This window comes from Gemmatimonadota bacterium (assembly GCA_009835325.1).
In the GTDB taxonomy this organism is placed as follows: domain Bacteria; phylum JAAXHH01; class JAAXHH01; order JAAXHH01; family JAAXHH01; genus JAAXHH01.
The window spans coordinates 35,780-55,884 of the sequence record VXWP01000087.1 but is presented as its reverse complement, the minus strand read 5'-3'; the positions used below and the strand labels follow the sequence as shown (position 1 = coordinate 55,884).

Genomic DNA, 20,105 nt, shown 5'->3' with positions numbered 1-20,105 from the left:
TTGTGTGGAGTCGGCTTGTCGGCGTCGATCTCCGGAACGGCCATCGCCTGCTTCGGCCCGTCACAGCATGAGCGGATTCGGCTTGTCGGCGTCGATCTCCAGGTCGGCCATCGCCTGCTTCAGCGTGGAAGCCGGCAGTTTGCCGTCGCGCATCAGGCCGTAGAGCGCGGACAGCGCGATATAGCGGGCGTCCACTTCGAAAAAATCCCGCAGGGCGGCGCGGCTGTCGCTGCGTCCGAATCCATCGGCCCCGAGCGTGATCAGGTGGCCCGGGAACCAGGCGGATACCGTGTCCGGCAGCGCTTTCACGTAGTCGCAGGCCGCCACGTAGGGCCCCGGGACGTCGGCCACACAGGAAGTCACGTAGGGTACGCGCGGCGTTTCCTCGGGATGCATGATGTTCCACCGCTCCACGTCCACCGCTTCGTTGTGCAGCGCCTTGTAGCTGGTGATGCTCCAGACGTCCGCGGCCACGCCGTACTGTTCCTCCAGGATCCGTCCCGCCTTGAGCACCTCGTTCAGGATGGCGCCGCTTCCGAAGAGCTGGACGCGCAGGTCGCCGTCTTTTTTCTCCGACTTGCGGAACAGGTACATCCCCTTGAGGATGCCCTCCCGGGTCGCCTCGGGGTCGCCGGGCATGGGCGGCATGGCGTAGTTCTCGTTGTGCACGGTCAGGTAGTAGAACACGTCCTCCTGCTCCTCGTACATGCGCCGGATGCCTTCTTCGATGATCACCGCCAGTTCGTAGCCGTAGGCCGGGTCGTAGGCCAGCAGGTTCGGCACGGGGTAAGCCAGCAGGTGGCTGTTACCGTCCTGGTGCTGGAGTCCTTCGCCCGCCAGCGTGGTCCGCCCCGACGTGGCGCCCACCAGGAAGCCCTTGCATTTCATGTCGCCCGCGGACCAGACCAGGTCGCCGACGCGCTGCAGGCCGAACATGGAATAGTAGATGAAGAAAGGGATGGTATTGATGTCGTAGGTGGCGTAGGCCGTACCGGCGGCGATGAAGGACGACATGGCGCCCGCTTCCGAAATGCCCTCTTCCAGCAGCTGGCCGTCTTTCGATTCGCGGTAATAGAGGAGCGTTTCGCTGTCCACCGGGTCGTAGAGCTGCCCCACCGGGGAGTAGATGCCGGACTGCCGGAACAGGGCCTCCATGCCGAAGGTCCGGGCCTCGTCGGGTACGATGGGCACGATCAGGTTGCCGATTTCCTTGTCGCGCATCAGGTCCGACAGGATATTGACGAAGGCCATGGTCGTCGACACCTGACGGTCCGTCCCCTCGTAGTACTTGCGGTACTTGTCCTGCTTCGGCGCGTGCAGCGGCGTGAAGGTCGTCCGCCGGGAGGGCACGTAGCCGCCGAGGGCCCTGCGCCGCTCGTGCAGATACTGGATCTCCTCGCTGTCCTCGGGCGGCTTGTAGAAAGGCACTTCGGCTACGTCCTCGTCGGAAATCGGTATCCGGAACCGGTCCCGGAAGGCCAGCAGGTCGCTGTCCTCCATCTTCTTGATCTGGTGGGTGCTGTTGGCGCCCTGCCCGCTGTCGCCCAGTCCGTATCCCTTGATCGTCTTCATCAGGATGACCGTCGGCGAACCCTCGTTCTCCACGGCGGCCTTGTAGGCGTGGTAGACCTTGAGCGGATCGTGGCCGCCCCGCCGCAGGTGCTGCAGCTGTGAATCGGACAGGTGTTCCACCATCTTCTTCAAATCCGGATGGACGCCGAAGAACTTGTTCCGGATGTATTCGCCGGACGCCATGCTGTACTTCTGGTACTGGCCGTCCACCGTCTCGTGCATGCGGTTCACGAGGAGTCCGTCGCCGTCCTTTTCCAGGAGGGGGTCCCAGTCGCTGCCCCAGATGCACTTGATGACGTTCCATCCCGCGCCTCGGAAGATGGCCTCGAGTTCCTGGATGATCTTGTGATTGCCCCGGACGGGGCCGTCGAGCCGCTGCAGGTTGCAGTTGATTACGAAGATGAGGTTGTCGAGGTTTTCGACGACCGGCACGGTGATAGCGCCGAGGGACTCGGGCTCGTCCATCTCCCCGTCGCCCATCATGACCCACACCTTGGAATCGCTCGGCTTCTTGATCCCCCGGTTCTCCAGGTATTTCATGAAACGGGCCTGGTAGATACCGGTGATGGCGCCGAGGCCCATGGACACCGTGGGGAATTCCCAGAAATCCGGCATCAGCCAGGGATGGGGGTAGGACGACAGCCCGGGCGAATTCACCTCGTGGCGGAAGTGTTTGAGCTGCTCTTCGGAGATACGGCCTTCGAGATAGGCCCGCGCGTAGATGCCGGGCGCGGCGTGGCCCTGGACGAAGAGGAGGTCGCCCTCGTGGCTTCCGTTCCGGTTGCGGAAGAAGTGGTTGAACCCCACCTCGTAGAGCGTCGCGGACGACGCGTAGGTGGAGATGTGCCCGCCTATGGAGGCGTCGGCCCGGTTGGCCCGGACCACCATGGCGAGCGCGTTCCAGCGCACGATGTTCTTGATGCGCCGTTCCAGGTCGCGGTCGCCGGGATAGGGTTCCTGCAGTTCGACGGGAAAGGTGTTGACGTAGGGCGTGTTGGCGGAGAAGGGCAGGCGTACACCGGACTCGGCGGCCCGGGACTCCAGCGCCGCGAGGATGCGGCGGGTCCGCTCCGGGTCGCCCTGCGATATGACGTACTCAATCGATTCGAGCCATTCGTGAAGTTCCAGCGATGCTACATCGGGTTCCACGTCCGTTGTCATCAAGCTTCCCCGGGGTATTCTGCACGTCGGCTGCACGCCTTTTATCCATTCAAAAACAACGACACAAAATAGGGGCGTGGCACCCCTTCTGTCAATCATTATATTGGTTTACGGGCGCGTCCCGGACCCCTTCCGCAAAGGCGTCCGGACTCCTTCGGGAAGCGCGTCCGGGCTGCCCCTGGAGCGGTGCCCGGGATACCGCCGGAGTGGTGCCTGGGCTGCCCCCGGAAGCGCCGCACAATCACGGATTAAACCTTAGTTCCGATCAAGGGAGGTTGGCATGAAAAGCGACGGCAGGCAGGGCTGGCACGGCATATTCACCATACCGCAAACGCCCTTTACCGACGACGGCGCGCTGGACGAGGAGGGACTGCGGAGGCAGATCGATTTCTGCGTGGATACCGGCACCCACGGTATCGTCTATCCCGTCATGGTGAGCGAGTTCTGGCTGCTCTCGGACGACGAGCGGAAACGGGTCGTGGACGTGGCCGTGGAGCAGGTGGACGGGCGCATCCCCATGATCGCGGGCGTGGCCGGGGTGAGTACCGAGGTCGCCGTGATGTTCAGCCGCCATGCGCGGGAGGCCGGCGCCGACGGCGCCATCGCCCTGCCGCCCTACGTGCTCAAGCCCGGACTCGACGGCCTGGTCGACTACTACCGCCGGGTCGCGGAAGCCATGGGGAAACCCGTCTTCATCCAGAACTTCGATCCGCCGCTGGGTTCCAGCCTCCCACCGGCCGTCATCCGTGAATTGCTGCTGGACATTCCGCACGTGAAATACATCAAGGAAGAGATGATGCCTCCGGGCCATTCGGTAACGGCGCTGCTGGAGACCTGCGGGGACGAGCTGCACGGCGTCTTCACCGGGTTCGGCGGACGCTGGTTCATCGACGAGCTGAACCGCGGCGCGAGCGGCACCATGCCGGCCTGCGAGTTCACCGACGTGCTGGTCCGCCTCTACGAGCTCTACCGGTCCGGCGACGTGGAAGGTGCGCGGGAGATCCACACCCGGCTATTACCGCTCATTAATATCGAAAGCCTGCAAGGCGTGATCTTCTGCAAGGAGATCCTGAAACGGCGGGGACTGATCGCGTCGACCTACACGCGGGCGCCGGGGAGGCTGGACCGGCACGACCTCGCCGAGATCGACCGGCTCCTGCGGGACGTGGAGCCATTGTATATACACCGGTAATCACTGACCGCAGTCGGCCCCGGCTACGTCCATACGTGCAGGGCGTGCCCCTGACCGGGAGCCCGCGCAAGGCTATGTCCATTCATGCAGAGAGTGCCCCTGCCCCGGGAACCAGATCCAGTCCACGACGAACCCGAGAAAAACCCCCGTAGTGTACCCCACGAGCACGCCCCAGGCAAAGGGCTGGGCCCGGCGGTAGAACGTCACCCCGCCGATCCGCAGTAGAAGCATCTTGATCAGCCAGGCCAGGAACAGCGAGAACATGAGGAGCCGGGTCACGTCGGCGAAGGCCACGGTGAACCCCACCGGTGCGAGAGGCCAGCCGGGAAACCGGTAGGACAGGGCCGTCATGACGAGCATGGCGACGCCGCCGAGGGCCATAAAGAGGAACTCGGGCGGCTGCAGCTGGTCAGCATTCCGTATCCACCGTACGATGTCGTCGTAGTACGACTCGTTGATTTTGCCGCCGAAGGCGTCACGCTCGCCGAAGTTGTACGCGCCGACGGTCGTATTGCCGATGTAGACCGTATACAGGACGGACGTCAGCAGGCTGATGACGAAGGTGGCGATCATGAGGGCGAGGATCCCCCGCTTGTCCTGCTGCAGATCGGACATCACCTTGTCGGACTGGGCGATGGTGCCGATGCCCATGCCCCGCCAGTTCCGGGCGTAGGCGGATCCCAGGCCGAGGGTGGTCAGGCTCTGGGGGTCGATGTTCCCCGATCCCATAGTCAGGATGGTGAAATGGTGGGCATTGACCGGCAGGTCCAGAAACGCCAGGCCCGTCTGGGCGATGATCCGCGCCGTGCCCAGGTACAGGACGAAGAGGAAGAACAGATATATGGGCACCACATGCCACGAAAGGCCCGATCCCACCAGCCAGGCCACCAGGTACACCACGCTGCCCGCCAGTCCGAGCACGGCCACGCGGTAGGACATTAGCTCCGTGGGCGCTTGCTCACCGCTGCGCATGGCTCGCCGGAAAACGTCGGCGATCTGCTCGCGGGCCGTCCACAGGTGCCAGATGACGAATACGATGAACCCGCCGAAGAACTGGGCCTTCACCACGGCGTTCACGCCCACCGGGCTGCCGGAATACTGGAGTCCGACGCGGTCGAGCAGGCCGCCTTCCAATACGCCGCACAGGGCGAAGAACCACAGGCTGAAGGTAATCTCGAGCGGTGCCAGGAAGGCGAAGCACAGGGCATATATGTTGACGCTGACCCGGATGGCAGTGAAGCCCTCCAGGAAGTTAAGGTTAGTGTGGTAGAGCGCCCCGATGGGTATGGGCGAAATAGCGCCCCAGAACGCGGAGATGTTCCAGATCATGAGGGCCAGCGTGACGCCGAAGCCCACCTGGAACATGCGGTCGTACACGAAACCGGGGAACGTCCGTTCCGTCCGGTCGTCGTGGCGGATCAGGTCGACGGCCATCCGGACGAGCGGAAAGGACAGTCTTTCGTGGGCCACCCACGTCCTCCGCATGATGGTGGACATGCAGGCGCCCATAAAGAAGAGCATAACGAAGAAGGTCAGCCACCAGAAGAGGGGCGGCAGCCAGGGTCCCCAGATGACGTCGCCGGCCCCCTCCGGGATCCCTTCGTAGAACCACACCAGCGTATTGCCCTGGCCGCTTACGAGCAGCCAGTCGGGCAGGTACTGGAAAAAGGTGACCGCCCACTGGTTCTCGGGGCGCGCGAAATAGTACGGCGTCGCGATGACCCCCATGAGATAGGCGACCAGTACCTTGCCCGGCACGAGGGAGGAAACGAACATCATCACGAAGACCAGGGCCAGTTCGTTTCCGGTCAGCACCCAGGTCGGCCGCCACGTGCGCAGGGCGGGGTTGACGATGAAGAGCAGGAAGAAGAACGGTATGAGGACCGAGATCGGCAGGTGCCCTACCGTCATGCGGGAGGACTGCAGGATGAAAGAGCCGAAGGGCACCCAGATGTTGATCAGGACGGCGAGGGCCAGCCCCAGGACGACGGCGCGGCGGGATATGCCGGCCGATCGCAATATGCCGGGCCGCGGTATACCGATTCGCGTAAGGGATGTCATGATTCGGTGCGCCGAAACAGGAAAACAGGTTTTAGAGGGGGAAAAAGATCCGGATACTGTACGCCAATCAATATATCCGGTCTCCGTCGGGTGGCACAACCCTAGTTTTAACTGTCGTGTTACCATCCTGTAACCATGCAGGGTCGCGGACCGGTTCGTGCACGCGTATTGCGTCCCAAGCGCGCGACCCTGGGGCCGTCAGGGAGCCGTCAGGTTTTTGCTTGAACCGTCGTATCATCTTTTTTATATTGCTTTGTTCAAGTATGCGACAACTCACTACGCTCGGGATGAATGCGACTGGAAGGGCCTCTCGGCAGTCCCGGGCATACCCATGTTCCCCGGCAATGACTGACGCGGAGGCCGCGGTTCTGCGCGGCTTCCACGTACGAAACCACCGCTTCCGCATTCGGACCGCATTCCGCGTTCGGACTGCGGCAGGGGCGGAAGAACTGCGGCGCGGCAGGACTGCGCGGCCGCAAATCAGGGATAAACGCACATGTGGTCGAAGATAAAAACGGGCATAGGCATCACCATCGCGGTGCTGATGCTGTCCTCGGTCACCATCTTCCATCCCGAGGATATTACCGAAAATATCCTGATGAAGCTGATCTCGCTGCCGGAACCTCAGGAGGTTCAGCCTTTCCTGGGCCACGACCGCGACCTCGAGGAAGCCCTGGAGTCGGTCAGCGCGGAGTCGATCGAAAACACGGTGCGTACCCTGTCCTCCCATCCTTCCCGGGTGGTGGGCTACGCCGGCGCCGATTCGGCCTACGCGTACGTACGGGATCAGTTCGAAGAGATCGGCCTGCAGGACATCCGGACCGAGACGTTCCCGGTCACGGTACCCATCGACAAGGGATCGAAACTGACGGTGATGGAGACGGGCGAGGAGATTCCCCTCCATGCCCTCTGGCCCAACCACGTGCGCACGCCCACCACGCCCGGCGAGGGTATTTCCGGTCCGATCGTCTACGGCGGCAAGGGGGAATTCGCCGACTTCAACGGGTACGAGATGCAGGGCAGTGTCGTGCTCATGGACTTCGACTCCCAGGACCGTTTCATCAATGCACGGATGCTCGGCGCCAGCGCGGTTATCTTCTTCGACAACGGGCGGGTGACCCGGAGTGAGGCGGAACTCAAATTCATGGGGCTTCCGCTCAATGTGCCCCGTTACTGGGTCGATAAGGCGCACGCGCCCGGCCTGATGGCCCTGGCCGAACCGGGTACGAACCAGGTGAACGTCCAGGCCCGCATGGACTGGGAGGTGGTGGAAGGGAAGAACATCTTCGGGTGGATACCCGGCCTCGACGAGGAAATGCCGAACGCCAGGGACGAGACCCGCACGAAGTGGAAAGACTACACGATCGTCATTTCGTCCTTCTACGACGCCATGTCGGTAGTCCCGGGCGTCGCGCCCGGTGCCGAAAGCGCCACGGGCGTCGCCGCGCTGCTCGAGGTCGCCCAGGCGGTCAAGCGCTATAACCCGAAGTACTCCGTGGTCATCCTGGCCACTTCCGCCCACTTCATCGGCCTGGAAGGCGCGCACAACTGGCTGTACCGGCACGGCCGGGCGAGTGGTTACTTCATGTCGAGGATCCCCGAGGCGGAAAAGATCGATTTCGACATGTTCTTCGGCATCGACCTCTCCAGCCACGAGTCCCGCGTCGGCAGCTTCGCCTTCGGCACCTTCGACAACGCCGCCTGGGCGACCAACCACTACATCAAAAACATCTTCGCCCCCTATTCGCGGAAATTCGCAAGCTATATCCAGGAAGCCTTCGGCGCCGGCGCCGATTCGGCCCGGTATGTCAACGCCATCGTGCCGCCGCAGCGGACCTGGAAGGACTTCATGCCCGTCAAGATCGGGCTGGACAGCGAGGCCGTCACCTACATGGGCAAGAAGGGCATGTCCTTCGTCACGCCGAACGGGACGCGGGGCCTGGTGGACACGCCCAACGACCGCTTCGAATCGGTCAACATCGCCAATGTCACCGAGCAGGCGCGGTCGCTCGCGGTCATGCTCGCCCGGGCCACCACCGACGGCGAGCTCTTCGAAGAGACCAAGCTCAAGATCCAGGACACGGCACACGACTTGTCGGGCACGGTCTACGAGTTCGACCGGGACGTCAATTTCTTCGTGCCCAAGAAGCCCATCCCCGGCGCGCTGGTCACCTATTACAAGGGGCTGACCAATACAGGCGTGCGCGGCATCCTCATCACCAAGGCCGATTCCCTGGGACGCTTCGAATTCCGTCCGCTGAAACAGCAGAAGGGGCCGATCAAGTTGCGGACGTACGCGCTGGACGAGGACGGCGAGATCATCTACGCGCCCGACCTGGGCCAGGAGGGCGACAAGACCTTCCCGCTGGACGCCGCGAGCGGCGCGAATGAGAATACCACCCTGCAGATCGTGTTCCGGGCCCAGGCCCTCGACGTGTACGAGATCATCGACTCCCGTTACCTCACGGCGCTGGACCAGCTGACCGTCCTGGCGCAGAACGATGCCGAACCCCAGTGGTACGGCCACAGTTACATAGAAAAGCAAAGCGGATCGGAGGGCCGAACCGTGCCCGCGGCCGTCGTCTTCGCCAAGCCGGGCCAGCACGTCAAACTGCTCATGAGCACCAGTCTCTTCGGCGTCAAATACCTGCTGACCAATGCGCCGGATACCTTCCTGAAGGACCCCGTCGAGCCGAACGAGGTGACCCTGGAACTGCTGGAAGAGGCCCAGGGCCAGGGCTACCCGGTCGATATGGGCCTCATCGTGAATCCGTCCTACCAGGGCACACGGGACATGTGGGTCGTGGATGACGTGAGGCTCAAGCAACTCGCGCGCTTCGGCGTGGAGAACCAGCGCATCGAGCAGCTGCACGAACAGGCGCGCGTCACGCTCCTCGAGGCGGAGGAGCACCTGGCAAACCGGGAATACGACGCTTTCATTTCCAAGTCTCGGGAAGCCTGGGGGCTCGAAGCCCGAGGCTATCCGGAGGTCAAGTCCACGGCGGACGACACGGTCAAGGGCGTGATCTTCTATTTCATATTGCTCATCCCCTTTTCCTTCTTCATGGAGCGCCTGGTCTTCGGGTTTCCGACGATCAACAAGCGGATCTTCGGTTTCGCCGCCTTCTTCATCGCGGTCTTCCTCGTGCTGCAGCAGGTGCATCCCGCCTTCAAGCTCAGCACCTCGCCCTACGTGATCTTCCTGGCCTTCGTCATCTTCGCGCTGGGGACGACCGTGCTCATCATCGTCCTGTCCAAGTTCAACCAGGAAGTCCAGAAGATCAAGCGGGCGCAGACCGGCATGCACGAGGCCGACATCGGCCGGTTGAGCGCCACGGCCGTCGCCCTGTCGCTGGGGGTATCCAACCTGCGCAAGCGGAAGATCCGCACGGCCCTCACGGCGGCGACCATCACGCTGCTGACCTTCACCGTGCTGTCCTTTACTTCCATCACCACGTCCTTAAGGTACTACAAGCTGGAGCGGTACAACGAACCGGCCTACGAGGGGACGCTGGTCCGGGACCGTAACTGGAAAGGGCTGCAGCCCTCCGTCTACGACTATCTCAAGAGCACCTTCGAGGATAAGGCCACGCTGATTCCGCGGGCCTGGTACATGTCCCAGGTCAAGGGCGAAAAGGGATTCTTCTCCTTCTCCTCGCCCCGGTCGTCCCACGAAAGCTACGTGAACAGTATTCTGGGCTTGACGCCGGACGAGCCCAGGGCGACCCGCCTCGACGAATACCTCCTCGGCGGCAGGTGGTTCGAGCCCGGTGAACGGGACGCGGCCATCCTTCCCGACGACGTGGCCGCGGTGGTGGGCATCAGACCCGAAGACGCCGGTTCCGCCTACATCGACATGTTCGGCATGAAGCTGCAGGTCGTCGGTGTGATCGATTCCAGGAGGTTCAACCAGCTCAAGGACCTGGACGACGAGAAGCTCACGCCGGTCGACCTGGTCCAGGAAAAGGGCAAGATCGCCCAGCGCATCGGCGAGGACCCGCGGCTGCAGGCCGAGTCGCCGCCGGAGGCCTTCATCCATCTCGAGTCCAACAACGTCATGATCCTGCCGTACGAGACGGTCATGGACCTCGACGGGAAGATGTATTCGGTCGCCATCACGGACTTCGTGGACGAAAGCGGACAGCCGAACCCCGACTTCGACCGCGATATCGAGGACTTCCTGTCCAGGGTCGCCATGACCATGTTCGTGGGGAAGGACGGCACGGTCAACGTCTACAGTTCCATCGGTTCCACCTCCATCGGGGGTCTCGGCAACTTCCTCATTCCCATCCTCGTCGCCGCCATGATCGTGCTGAACACGATGATGGGCGCGGTCCACGAGCGCTTCCGGGAAATCGGCGTCTACAGTTCGGTCGGCCTGGCGCCGAGCCACATCGCGGCGCTGTTCCTGGCCGAGTCCTCCGTATTCGCCACGGTGGGCGCCGTGCTGGGCTACCTGGGGGGACAGACCATCACCCTCGTGCTGTCGAATTACGACATCCTCGCCGGCCTGTCGCTGAACTATTCCTCCCTGTCGGCTGTCTGGTCTGTGGTCGTGGTCATGGCCACGGTGTTCCTGTCGACGGCCTACCCGGCCAAGAAGGCGGCGGACATGGCCGTGCCCGACGTGGGCCGGGAGTGGAAGTTCCCCGAGCCCGACGGGGACGACTGGAGCTTCGATTTCCCCTTCACCATCGGCAGCGTCGAGGTGCTGGGCATGTACGCCTATCTCACGCGGGTCTTCGAATCCTACGAGGAGGGTTCCCTGGGCGCCTTCGTCACGGAGAACGTCCAGCTGACGGCCGTGGAAGGCGCGACGGACCAGCCCATGTACCATATCTCGATGATGACCTGGCTCGCCCCCTACGACCTGGGCATCAGCCAGAAGGTCTCGCTCAGCGCCGCGCCGGCGGAGAATGAAAGAGATCTCTACGCCGTATGGGTGGACATCCACCGCGAGAGCGGCGACGTGGCGTCCTGGCAGCGCATCAACCGGCGCTTCCTGAGCGTGCTGCGCAAGCGCTTCCTGGTCTGGCGCACCCTCCCGCAGGATCTCAAGAACCAATACGCCGCGACCGGCCGGGAAATGACGGAAAGGATGGAAGAGGCGGGACAACCCGTATGAAGTTCGCCTTCTGCAACGAGATGTTCCGGGACGTTCCCCTCCGGCGGATCTTCAGCACCGCCGCTGAGATCGGATATGACGGCGTGGAGATCGCGCCCTTCACGGTGGCGCGGTCGGTGAACGAGGTCGGTCAGGACGCCCGGAAGGCGATACGCGACGACGCGGCGGAATACGGCCTCGAAATCACCGGGCTGCACTGGCTCCTCCTCAGCCCGGAAGGCCTCTACCTCAACCACCCCGACGACGGTATCCGGTACTGCACCCGCTTGTACCTCTGCGACCTGATCCGGTTCTGCGGCGACATCGGCGGACGGGTCATGGTGGCCGGTTCGCCGAAGCAACGCAACGTGCTGCCGGAGCAGACCTACGAGGCGACCTGGGACCGGACCCGCCAGGCGTACCTGGAGTGCCTGCCCACGGCGGAGGAATACGGGGTCACTATCTGCCTCGAGCCCCTGGACGCCGCCCAGACCAACTTCATCAACACTCCGGCCGAAGCCGCGCGGATGGTCCGTGAGATCGACCATCCCAATTTCCGCCTGATCATCGACGTCCGGGCGACCCTGTGCCAGGGGCTGGACGTCGCGGCGGCCATCCACGAACACCGGGATATCACTGCGTACATCCATTTCAACGACGCCAGCGGCAACGGACCTGGGTTCGGAGATACCGATTTCGTCCCCATACTGCGAGCGCTCCGGGAAACCGGCTACGACGGATACGGTTCGGTGGAGGTGTTCGACTATTCATACGGCGCGGAGCACATCGCCCGGAAGAGCCTGGAGACGCTGAAGGCGGCCTGGTCGGCGGCGGGCGCGACGGGCGACGGGACGCCGAGTGCCGCGCGCGAGGGAGCGGCCGGAACGGCACAGGACGCGGCGGACGCTCCGCGCGAGGGGGCGGCCGAAACAGCGCCGGACTCGGCGGAGGGAAGGGCGGCCGGATGAGCGAGCAGGTCCTCGACAGGGAAGGCATCGCCCGGGCGCTGTCCCGTATCGCCCGCCAGATCCTGGAACGCAACCAGGGCGCTTCCGGCATCGCCATCGTGGGTATCCAGCGGCGGGGCGACTGGCTGGCGCGGCGGCTGGCCGAGGCCATACGGGAGGCGGAAGACACGGCCGTACCCGTGGGCGTGCTGGACATCAATCTGTACCGCGACGACCTCCAGGTCCGCGCGGACTACCCCGTCGTCCGCACGACCGACATCCCCTTCGACATCGAGGGGCGCACCGTCATCCTGGTGGACGACGTCCTGTACACGGGCCGTACGATCCGCGCGGCGCTGGACGAGCTTAAGGATTTCGGCCGGGCAAGGCGGATCGAACTCGCCGTCCTGATCGACCGGGAGGGAAGGGAACTGCCCATCCAGGCGGATTACATCGGGGAGACCATCGAAGTGGGCCCCGGCCGGACCGTCGTCGTCCACGTCCATGAGCTGGACCGGGACGACAACGTCGCGGTGGAGGAGGTGGCCTGATGGCGAAGAACCGGCTCCGAACGCTGCGCCACCGACACCTGATCGGCCTCGAGGACTACGCCCGCGAGGAGATCGGACTGATCCTGGATACGGCGGACTCCTTCAAGGAAGTGATCCGGCGGCCCATCCGCAAGGTCCCCGCCCTCCGCGGGAAGAACGTCGTAAACCTCTTCTTCGAATCGAGCACCCGCACGCGGCTTTCCTTCGAACTCGCCGAGAAGCAACTCTCCGCAGACACCCTGAACTTCGCGTCCACCGGCAGCAGCGTGTCCAAGGGAGAATCCCTGAGCGACACGGCGCGGAACATCGAAGCCATGCAGGTGGACTGCGTGGTGGTGCGCCATGCCGCCGCCGGCGCGCCCCTCTTCCTCTCGCAGTGCCTGTCGAGCGCGGTCGTCATCAACGCGGGCGACGGCGCCCACGAACATCCCACGCAGGGGTTGCTGGACCTCCTGACCATGCGGGACGCCCTGGGCCGGCTGGAGGGCCTGAAGGTGGCGCTTATCGGCGATATCGCCCACAGCCGGGTGGCGCGCTCCAATATCTGGGGACTCCGGAAAATGGGCGCCGACGTGGTCGTATGCGGGCCGCCCACGCTGATTCCCGTCGACATCGAGGAGATGGGCGTGGAGGTCAGCTACCGGATCGGCGACGCCCTCCGCGACGCCGACGTAATCTACGCCCTGCGGATACAGCTCGAACGGCAACAGGAAGCCTTCTTCCCGTCCCAGCGCGAGTACACGCGCCTGTTCGGCATCGACCCCGAACGGCTGGAACTCGCCAAACCCGAAGCCATCGTCATGCACCCCGGCCCCATCAACCGCGGCGTGGAACTCGACAGCCGCGTGGCGGACAGCGGGAGATCGGTCATTCTGGACCAGGTGACCAACGGCGTCGCGGTGCGCATGGCGGTCCTCTATCTCCTCAACGGCGGAGGTGAGCGCGATGCGGCCTGACGGACCGGATACTATCGGCGGCGCAACTGGAGTCGCCGGGCTTGCGGTGGTCCGCAACGGACACATCGTCGACCCCGCTTCCGGTCGCGACGAGCAAGGAGATCTCTGGATGCGCGACGGCAGAATTGTCGACCGGCCGACGGACGACGAGGCGAAAGGCGCCGCGGTCATCGATGCGGCCGGTCTGTTCGTCCTGCCGGGCCTGGTCGATCTGCACGCCCATCTCTGCGAACCCGGATTCGAGTACAGGGAGACCCTGGAGAGTGGCGCACTCGCCGCCGCCGCGGGCGGTGTCACCGCCGTGGCGTGCATGCCGGACACCGACCCGGTCATCGACGACGCGCCCACGGTGGAATTTGTACGGGAAAGGGCGACCGGCGCGGCGGCGAAGATCCACCCCATCGCCGCAGTCACCGCGGGACGCCGGGGCGAACGTCTGACCGAGGCCGGCGAACTGGCCGAGGCCGGTGCCGTGGCGCTGTCCGATGCCGGCCGGTCCATCCGGAATCCGGCCATCCTGCGCCGGGCCCTCGAATACAGCCGGATGTTCGACCTGCCCATTTTCGTGCACTGCGAAGACCCGTCGCTCTCTGCCGGCGGACACATGCACGAAGGAAGCCACGCCACCCGGTTGGGCCTGAAGGGCATACCCTCCATCGCGGAAGAAACCGTCGCCGCCCGGGACCTCATGCTGGCCGAGTGGACGGGCGGACGGATCCACGTCACCCACGCCAGCACGGCCGTGACGGTGGATCTCATCCGGTCGGCGAAGCAGCGGGGCGTGCGGGTAACCGCCGATGCCAGTCCCCACCACCTGGTGTTGACCGACGAATCCCTTTCAACCTACGATACGCACCTGAAGACCAATCCGCCCCTGCGCAGCAAAGCCGACGTGGAGGCGCTTTGCGCGGGCCTGGCGGACGGAACGATCGACGCCGTCGCTTCGGATCACACGCCGCGGTCCGTGGACGAGAAGAACACGGAGTTCCAGGAAGCGCTGCCCGGCGCAACGGGTCTCGAAACCATGCTGGCCGTCGTGTATACCGAGCTGGTCAGGCCCGGCCTGCTATCCCTGGGCGACGCCGTAAAGGTCCTGTCCGCATCCCCTGCGGGCATTCTGGGGATAGAAGGTGGCAGCCTGGCTGCCGGCGGTCCTGCCGACCTCCTGCTCTTCGATCCGGACGGAACCTGGACCGTGGATCCCGCGTCCTTCAGGTCAAGATCCGTAAACTCGCCTTTCACCGGCCGCACGCTGGAAGGGTGCGTTACCATGACCATCGCCGGCGGCCGGGTCAGTTACCGGCGCGACACGCCCGAATCACCTTGACGGACCGGTGCGTATCACTTAGTTTCAGAAGACTGTCAACATCGGATTCACCGGACGCGATCATGAAGATGCAAACCCATGGCAGGCCGCGAATAAGTGTCATCGGCGTACCTGTCGAAAGGAGTCCGTAATGTTTTTAAGAAAGGTTGCCGTCTGCGTATTGTTTGCCCTCGGCTTCGCCCTGTTGATACCGGTCGCCGCAGACGCGCAGAAAATCGAGCTTCGTTCCGCGAAGATCTACATCCGCGAAATCCCGCCTCAGACCGACAAGGCCATGGCGCTGCTCGAGACCGCCCTGGAGAAGGACCCGGGCAACAACGACGCCCACTATCTCCTCGGGCTCATTCATTACCGCAAGGGCAACTTCGACCTGATGTTCCAGAACTGGGAAGCGGTTACCTTCAATGACCTGGACAAGAAGGACAAGGAACAGTTCAGGAACACCCTGGGCTCCATGATCCGTCAGAACTACCAGAGGGGCCAGCAAAGCTATGAACAAGAGAAGTACGCGGACGCCGCCCAATTCTACGACCGCTCCGTCAACGCGACCTCGTTGCTCCAGGACATACTGCGCTCCATCGGCAAGAAGAACGAGGCCAGGGAGGCGGACGAATTGGAAGCCGCCAAGCAGCAGGGGTACCTGTACTGGGGTTACGCCGCCCTGAACTCGGAAGATTATGAAAATTCCAGGATGGCCCTCGAGACGCTCATCGAAGCGGATCCGGACAGATTCGAAGCCTGGGACGGCCTGGTCAACGTGTACTACTACACCCAGGCCTGGGACAAGGCGATCATGGCCTGCGACAGGATCATCGAACTGTCGGAAGAGGTCGATCTCAACACCTACCTCATCATGCGCCAGGCGTACTCCGAAGTCGCCGACACGGCCGGCGTGATCACCACGTACGAGCGGGCGATCGAAGCGTTTCCGGCTGAAAAGGTGCTGTACCGCGACCTCAGTTCCATCCAGGCCTCCAGGGATAACCTGGGTATGGCGATCGAAGCGTTGGAAAAGGGACACGCCGCCCTCCCGGAGGACCAGGATCTGCTGCGATACCTGGGAACTTACTACTACAACAAGGGTCTGTCCGACAGGGATGCCGGAAACGTGGAAGCGGCCTCGGCGGCGTTCAATGGCGCTGTCGAGAGCATGAACAAGCTGCTGGCTTTAGAGCCGAACAGTATCGAAGGCCACGATATACTCGGCGATACCTACGTCGGACTGGCCAGTATCGAAACGGACGATGCCAGGAAGATGGAGTTGTTTACCAAGGGAGACGAACTCCAGAAGAAGAAGATGGAACTGATCACCTCGGGAGCAGGCATGTAGGTTCCGGGGATGGTTCCTGACGGTGGTCGGCCGAAGAGAAATGCAAGTGGTTATGAAGAGGATTCCGGGATTTTTCGGAATCCTCTTTTGTTACCGCTGTCCTGACCCATGTCTTCCGCCTGGCACCGTTGCCAATATGGGTGCCGATCATGCGATATGGTTATCCGTTAAAAACGCCGTTCCGGGTTGCGATGATGGTGCTGTGTCTTCTGTTCGCCATGAATCTGGCGGGTTGCACGTGGCTGCTCGGGAAGCGGGCACCCGCCGCGGCGCCGAAAGCGCCTCAACCCGAAGCTCCGGCGCCCGAAGCTCCGGCGCCGGCTGACGACGCGTCACGGTCCGATGAGTCGTTGATCGGTGATCCGGCCGAACCGGCATCTGAACCCCCCGTCCCCGCCACGGTTGCAGAACCCACCCCGGGATACAGAGTCCAGCTTTATTCGTTTACGAGGCGAGAAGCGGCCGAAGCCGCGTTGCAGCAGGTGGAGCGAACGCTGGCGGAATGGTCGTATCGAATCTACGTGGAAGAGGAATCCAACAGCTTCAAGGTGCGCGTGGGCGACTTCAAGGAAAAGGCCGATGCCGACATCTTGCGCGACTGGCTGAGAACCAGGGGTTTTGTCGATGCCTGGACGGCCGAGACCTTGATTCAGACACGCTGACCGAAGGGAACAACACCGCATGCCCCCGCAGCATGATACATTCGCCCCCCTGGACCCCGGCCGGCGCGTCCTCATGGGGCCCGGACCGAGCGACATGCATCCCAGGGTCTACCAGGCCATGGGGGCTCCGCTGACCGGACACCTGGACCCGTATTTCATCGGAGTCATGGACGACACCAAGGCATTGCTGCGGTACGTGTTCCAGACCGAAAACGCCATGACGCTGGCCATCTCCGCCACGGGTTCCGCCGGCATGGAGACCTGCATATGCAATCTCGTGGAGCCGGGTGACGAGGTACTCATCTGCGTAGGCGGCGTCTTCGGAGACCGCATGGCCCAGATGGCCGAGCGCCACGGCGGGAGGTTGATACGTCTCGAAGGCGAACCGGGGCGGCCGTTCACGCCGGAACAGGTCCGCCAGGCGCTGGATGGATGCCGTCCCAGGGTCGTGGGCCTCGTGCACGCGGAGACGTCCACGGGCGTGCTGCAACCCCTCGAGGAGATCATCCCCGTCATCCACGAGCACGGCGCCCTCGTCCTCGTCGACACCGTGGCCTCCCTGGGCGGGACGCCGGTCGAGGTCGACGCCTGGGGCATCGACGTCTGCTATACCGGCAGCCAGAAATGCCTGAGCGCCCCGCCGGGCCTGGCGCCCCTTACGCTCAACGATCGCGCGGTCGAGGCCATCGCCGCACGCAAAACACCGGTCGACAACTGGTATATGGATCTCTCCCTGATCAACGCGTACTGGGACGGCGACCGGACCTATCACCATACCGCGCCGGTGAACCTGTTCTACGCCTTGCGGGAAGCCCTCGTGATCATCCACGAGGAAGGGCTGGCGAACGGCCATCGGCGGCATGCCGCGAACTACGAAGCGTTCAGGGCGGGGATCGACGCCATGGGGCTCGCGTTCTTCGTCGACCCGCCGCACCGCGCCCCGACCATCAACCCCGTCCTGGCCCCGGACGGGATCGACGAGGCCGCCGTACGGAGCCGGCTGCTGAAGGATTACGGTCTCGAACTCGGCGGCGGCCTCGGCGCGTTGAAGGGCAAGGCCTGGCGCGTGGGGCTCATGGGCCAGTCCTCCCAGCGCGATCACGTCATCCTGTGCCTGGGCGCCCTCGAACAGGCTCTGCGCGCGGAAGGCCACGCAGTCGCCGGGAGCGGTGTGGCGGCGGCGAGTGCCGTATACGCCGACGCCGGGACAGCCTAGCCGGGACGGCCCGATCCGACCGGTTCGTGCACGACCGTTTTCACCGGGCATCCCGCCCATAGCCGGAGGAGCATATGTATTTCGTCGAAGAAGAAAACATGTCCCAAAAGTCCATCGCCCCGGGCGTGAGCATCGCCGTGGCCGGAGGCGACCGGGCCCAGATGTCCTTCGTTACGCTCACGCCGGGATCGCAGGTGCCCATGCACGACCATCCTCACGAACAGCTGGGCGTGGTGCTGGAAGGTGAATTCGTCATGGTCATCGGCGGGGAAAGCCGGACCATTCGGACGGGCGACAAGTACGTGATTCCCGGCGGGGTCCAGCACGGCGTGACCGAGGTCATGACCCGATCCGTCGCCCTGGATATATTCAGCCCGCCCCGGGAGGATTACGCGTAAACGAGAAAGACCGCGTCCGCGCCGATCAACCGGCGAGACCCGCCGCGGCCAATATCTAACCAGTCAGGAGTCTTCCATGTCCGACGCCCTACCCCATGACCGGCCCGTACAGCTCTGGAAAATGACCCGCAGGCAGTTCCGAGAGGGGATCTACGACGGCAACCTCAAGGGAGCGATCATTCCCACGGGCAGTACGGAACAGCACAACGAGCACCTGGAGATGTCCCACGACACCGCCAGCGCCGTCCACGTGTCCGAACGCGCCGCGCAGTCACTCTATCCCGAGGTCGTGGTCACTACGCCGCTGGCCATCGGCGTGTCGGAGCACTGGATGGACCACAAGGGTACGCTGACGACCCGGCCCGAGATCTTCACGGAACTCCTCTACGACGTGGCCGACAGCATGAAGAGGGGCGGGATCAACCATATCCTGGCCGTCAACGGCCACGCCGGGAACGCCGGTCCCGTCAACGCCGCGCTGGAGGACATCCGTTCCCGCCTGGGCGTCGATTTCGCCTTCTGCAGCTACTGGGAAGCCTATACCCCGGAAATCGTCCAAAAGTACATGGACTCCAACAACTGTCCCGGCCACGCCAGCGAGTTCGAGACCTCCTTCGCCTACGCGGCCTTCCCCCGGCACGTACACTGGGAAGGCGTCGACTACGACGCGGCCAGGCTGACCATTTCCCAGGCCGACCGGGCGGCCCAGGACCGGGAATTCCACCACGAGGCCAAACTCGCCGACGCCGTGAAGGGACAGGGTATGATCGACGTGGCGGTCGACTGGGTCGCGGCCAGGATGAAGGCGATGATCGAGGGCACCTGATCCGTGTCTGACGATACCCCATCCATTATCGCGTTTGAAGACGTAAGCAAGTGGTTCGGGACGTTCCAGGTGCTCCGGGACGTGGACCTGAGCATCGGCGAAGGCGAGTGCGTCGTCGTCTGTGGTCCGTCCGGTTCGGGCAAGTCCACGCTGATCCGCTGCATCAACCGGCTGGAAACCCACGACCGGGGCGTGGTCCGGGTCCACGGCGTCCCGCTGGGACCGGGCGAGCGGCTTCCCCGCGAACTGCGCGGGAAGATCGGCATGGTGTTCCAGAGCTTCAACCTGTTCCCCCACATGACCGTCCTGCGGAACCTGGCCCTCGCCCCCATGCGCAATCTCGGGATGGATAAGGAGAAGGCGGAAGAAACCGCCCTGTCCTATCTTGAGCGCGTGCACATCGGGGACCAGGCCGAAAAGTACCCCGACCAGCTCTCCGGCGGGCAGCAGCAACGCGTGGCGATCGCCCGGGCGCTGTGCATGCGGCCCGATATCCTGCTCTTCGACGAACCCACGTCGTCGCTCGACCCGGAAATGATCCGTGAGGTCCTCGACGTGATCTTCGAACTCACGGACAGCGGCATCACCATGGTCTGCGTGACCCACGAAATGGGTTTCGCCCGCAAGGTTTCCGACCGGGTCGTCTTCATGGACCACGGCGAGATCGTCGAGAGCGCCGCGCCGGACGCCTTCTTCGACGCGCCCAGGGAAGAACGGACCCGGGCCTTCCTCAACCAGATCCTCCACTACGAGGCTTCGGCGTGATCGGGCTTTTCCGCAGGCCTTGGGTCAGGCGTGCGCT

14 protein-coding genes are annotated in these 20,105 nt (G+C 63.8%); 12 read left to right on the top strand and 2 right to left on the bottom strand.

Annotation, left to right across the window (positions count from 1 at the left end; genetic code table 11):
- Window positions 1-60: 60 nt before the first annotated feature.
- A complete protein-coding gene (gene aceE / locus F4Z81_12050) occupies window positions 61-2,733 on the bottom strand; it encodes a pyruvate dehydrogenase (acetyl-transferring), homodimeric type (GenBank protein MXW05788.1) in 2,673 nt (890 codons plus the stop codon).
- A 280-nt stretch (window positions 2,734-3,013) separates the two neighbouring features.
- Between aceE and F4Z81_12045 the strand changes: the two genes are divergently transcribed.
- The gene (locus F4Z81_12045; GenBank protein MXW05787.1) at window positions 3,014-3,925 is read left to right on the top strand and encodes a dihydrodipicolinate synthase family protein; all 912 of its coding nucleotides are present in this window, start codon (window positions 3,014-3,016) and stop codon (window positions 3,923-3,925) included.
- Window positions 3,926-3,997: 72 nt separating this feature from the next.
- On the opposite strand, the gene F4Z81_12040 is transcribed toward F4Z81_12045, so the two are convergent.
- On the bottom strand, window positions 3,998-5,986 hold the full coding sequence (locus F4Z81_12040; GenBank protein MXW05786.1) for a hypothetical protein: 1,989 nt from the start codon (window positions 5,984-5,986) through the stop codon (window positions 3,998-4,000).
- Window positions 5,987-6,482: 496 nt separating this feature from the next.
- Here F4Z81_12040 and F4Z81_12035 point away from each other — a divergent pair, with 496 nt between their 5' ends.
- From F4Z81_12035 to F4Z81_11985, 11 genes are all read left to right on the top strand, one after another.
- Window positions 6,483-11,111, top strand: coding sequence for an FtsX-like permease family protein (locus F4Z81_12035; protein ID MXW05785.1), 4,629 nt, complete (start codon window positions 6,483-6,485; stop codon window positions 11,109-11,111).
- Window positions 10,925-12,058, top strand: coding sequence for a sugar phosphate isomerase/epimerase (locus F4Z81_12030; GenBank protein MXW05784.1), 1,134 nt, complete (start codon window positions 10,925-10,927; stop codon window positions 12,056-12,058). Before F4Z81_12035 ends, F4Z81_12030 begins: the two co-directional genes overlap by 187 nt.
- Entirely contained in the window at window positions 12,055-12,588 is a 534-nt protein-coding gene (gene pyrR / locus F4Z81_12025; GenBank protein MXW05783.1) for a bifunctional pyr operon transcriptional regulator/uracil phosphoribosyltransferase PyrR, read from the top strand. Before F4Z81_12030 ends, pyrR begins: the two co-directional genes overlap by 4 nt.
- Window positions 12,588-13,544 carry an aspartate carbamoyltransferase catalytic subunit gene (locus tag F4Z81_12020; protein MXW05782.1) on the top strand — a complete coding sequence of 319 codons (957 nt, stop codon included), beginning with the start codon at window positions 12,588-12,590 and terminating at the stop codon, window positions 13,542-13,544. Before pyrR ends, F4Z81_12020 begins: the two co-directional genes overlap by 1 nt.
- On the top strand, window positions 13,534-14,871 hold the full coding sequence (locus F4Z81_12015; GenBank protein ID MXW05781.1) for a dihydroorotase: 1,338 nt from the start codon (window positions 13,534-13,536) through the stop codon (window positions 14,869-14,871). Before F4Z81_12020 ends, F4Z81_12015 begins: the two co-directional genes overlap by 11 nt.
- A 130-nt stretch (window positions 14,872-15,001) precedes the next feature.
- On the top strand, window positions 15,002-16,201 hold the full coding sequence (locus F4Z81_12010; protein MXW05780.1) for a tetratricopeptide repeat protein: 1,200 nt from the start codon (window positions 15,002-15,004) through the stop codon (window positions 16,199-16,201).
- 149 nt (window positions 16,202-16,350) lie between these two features.
- On the top strand, window positions 16,351-16,863 hold the full coding sequence (locus F4Z81_12005; GenBank protein MXW05779.1) for an SPOR domain-containing protein: 513 nt from the start codon (window positions 16,351-16,353) through the stop codon (window positions 16,861-16,863).
- Window positions 16,864-16,936: 73 nt separating this feature from the next.
- Window positions 16,937-18,079, top strand: coding sequence for an alanine--glyoxylate aminotransferase family protein (locus F4Z81_12000; protein MXW05778.1), 1,143 nt, complete (start codon window positions 16,937-16,939; stop codon window positions 18,077-18,079).
- Between the two features lie 74 nt (window positions 18,080-18,153).
- On the top strand, window positions 18,154-18,477 hold the full coding sequence (locus F4Z81_11995; GenBank protein ID MXW05777.1) for a cupin domain-containing protein: 324 nt from the start codon (window positions 18,154-18,156) through the stop codon (window positions 18,475-18,477).
- Between the two features lie 76 nt (window positions 18,478-18,553).
- Window positions 18,554-19,303, top strand: coding sequence for a creatininase family protein (locus tag F4Z81_11990; GenBank protein ID MXW05776.1), 750 nt, complete (start codon window positions 18,554-18,556; stop codon window positions 19,301-19,303).
- Window positions 19,304-19,327: 24 nt separating this feature from the next.
- Entirely contained in the window at window positions 19,328-20,068 is a 741-nt protein-coding gene (locus tag F4Z81_11985) for an amino acid ABC transporter ATP-binding protein (GenBank protein MXW05775.1), read from the top strand.
- Window positions 20,069-20,105: the final 37 nt, after the last annotated feature.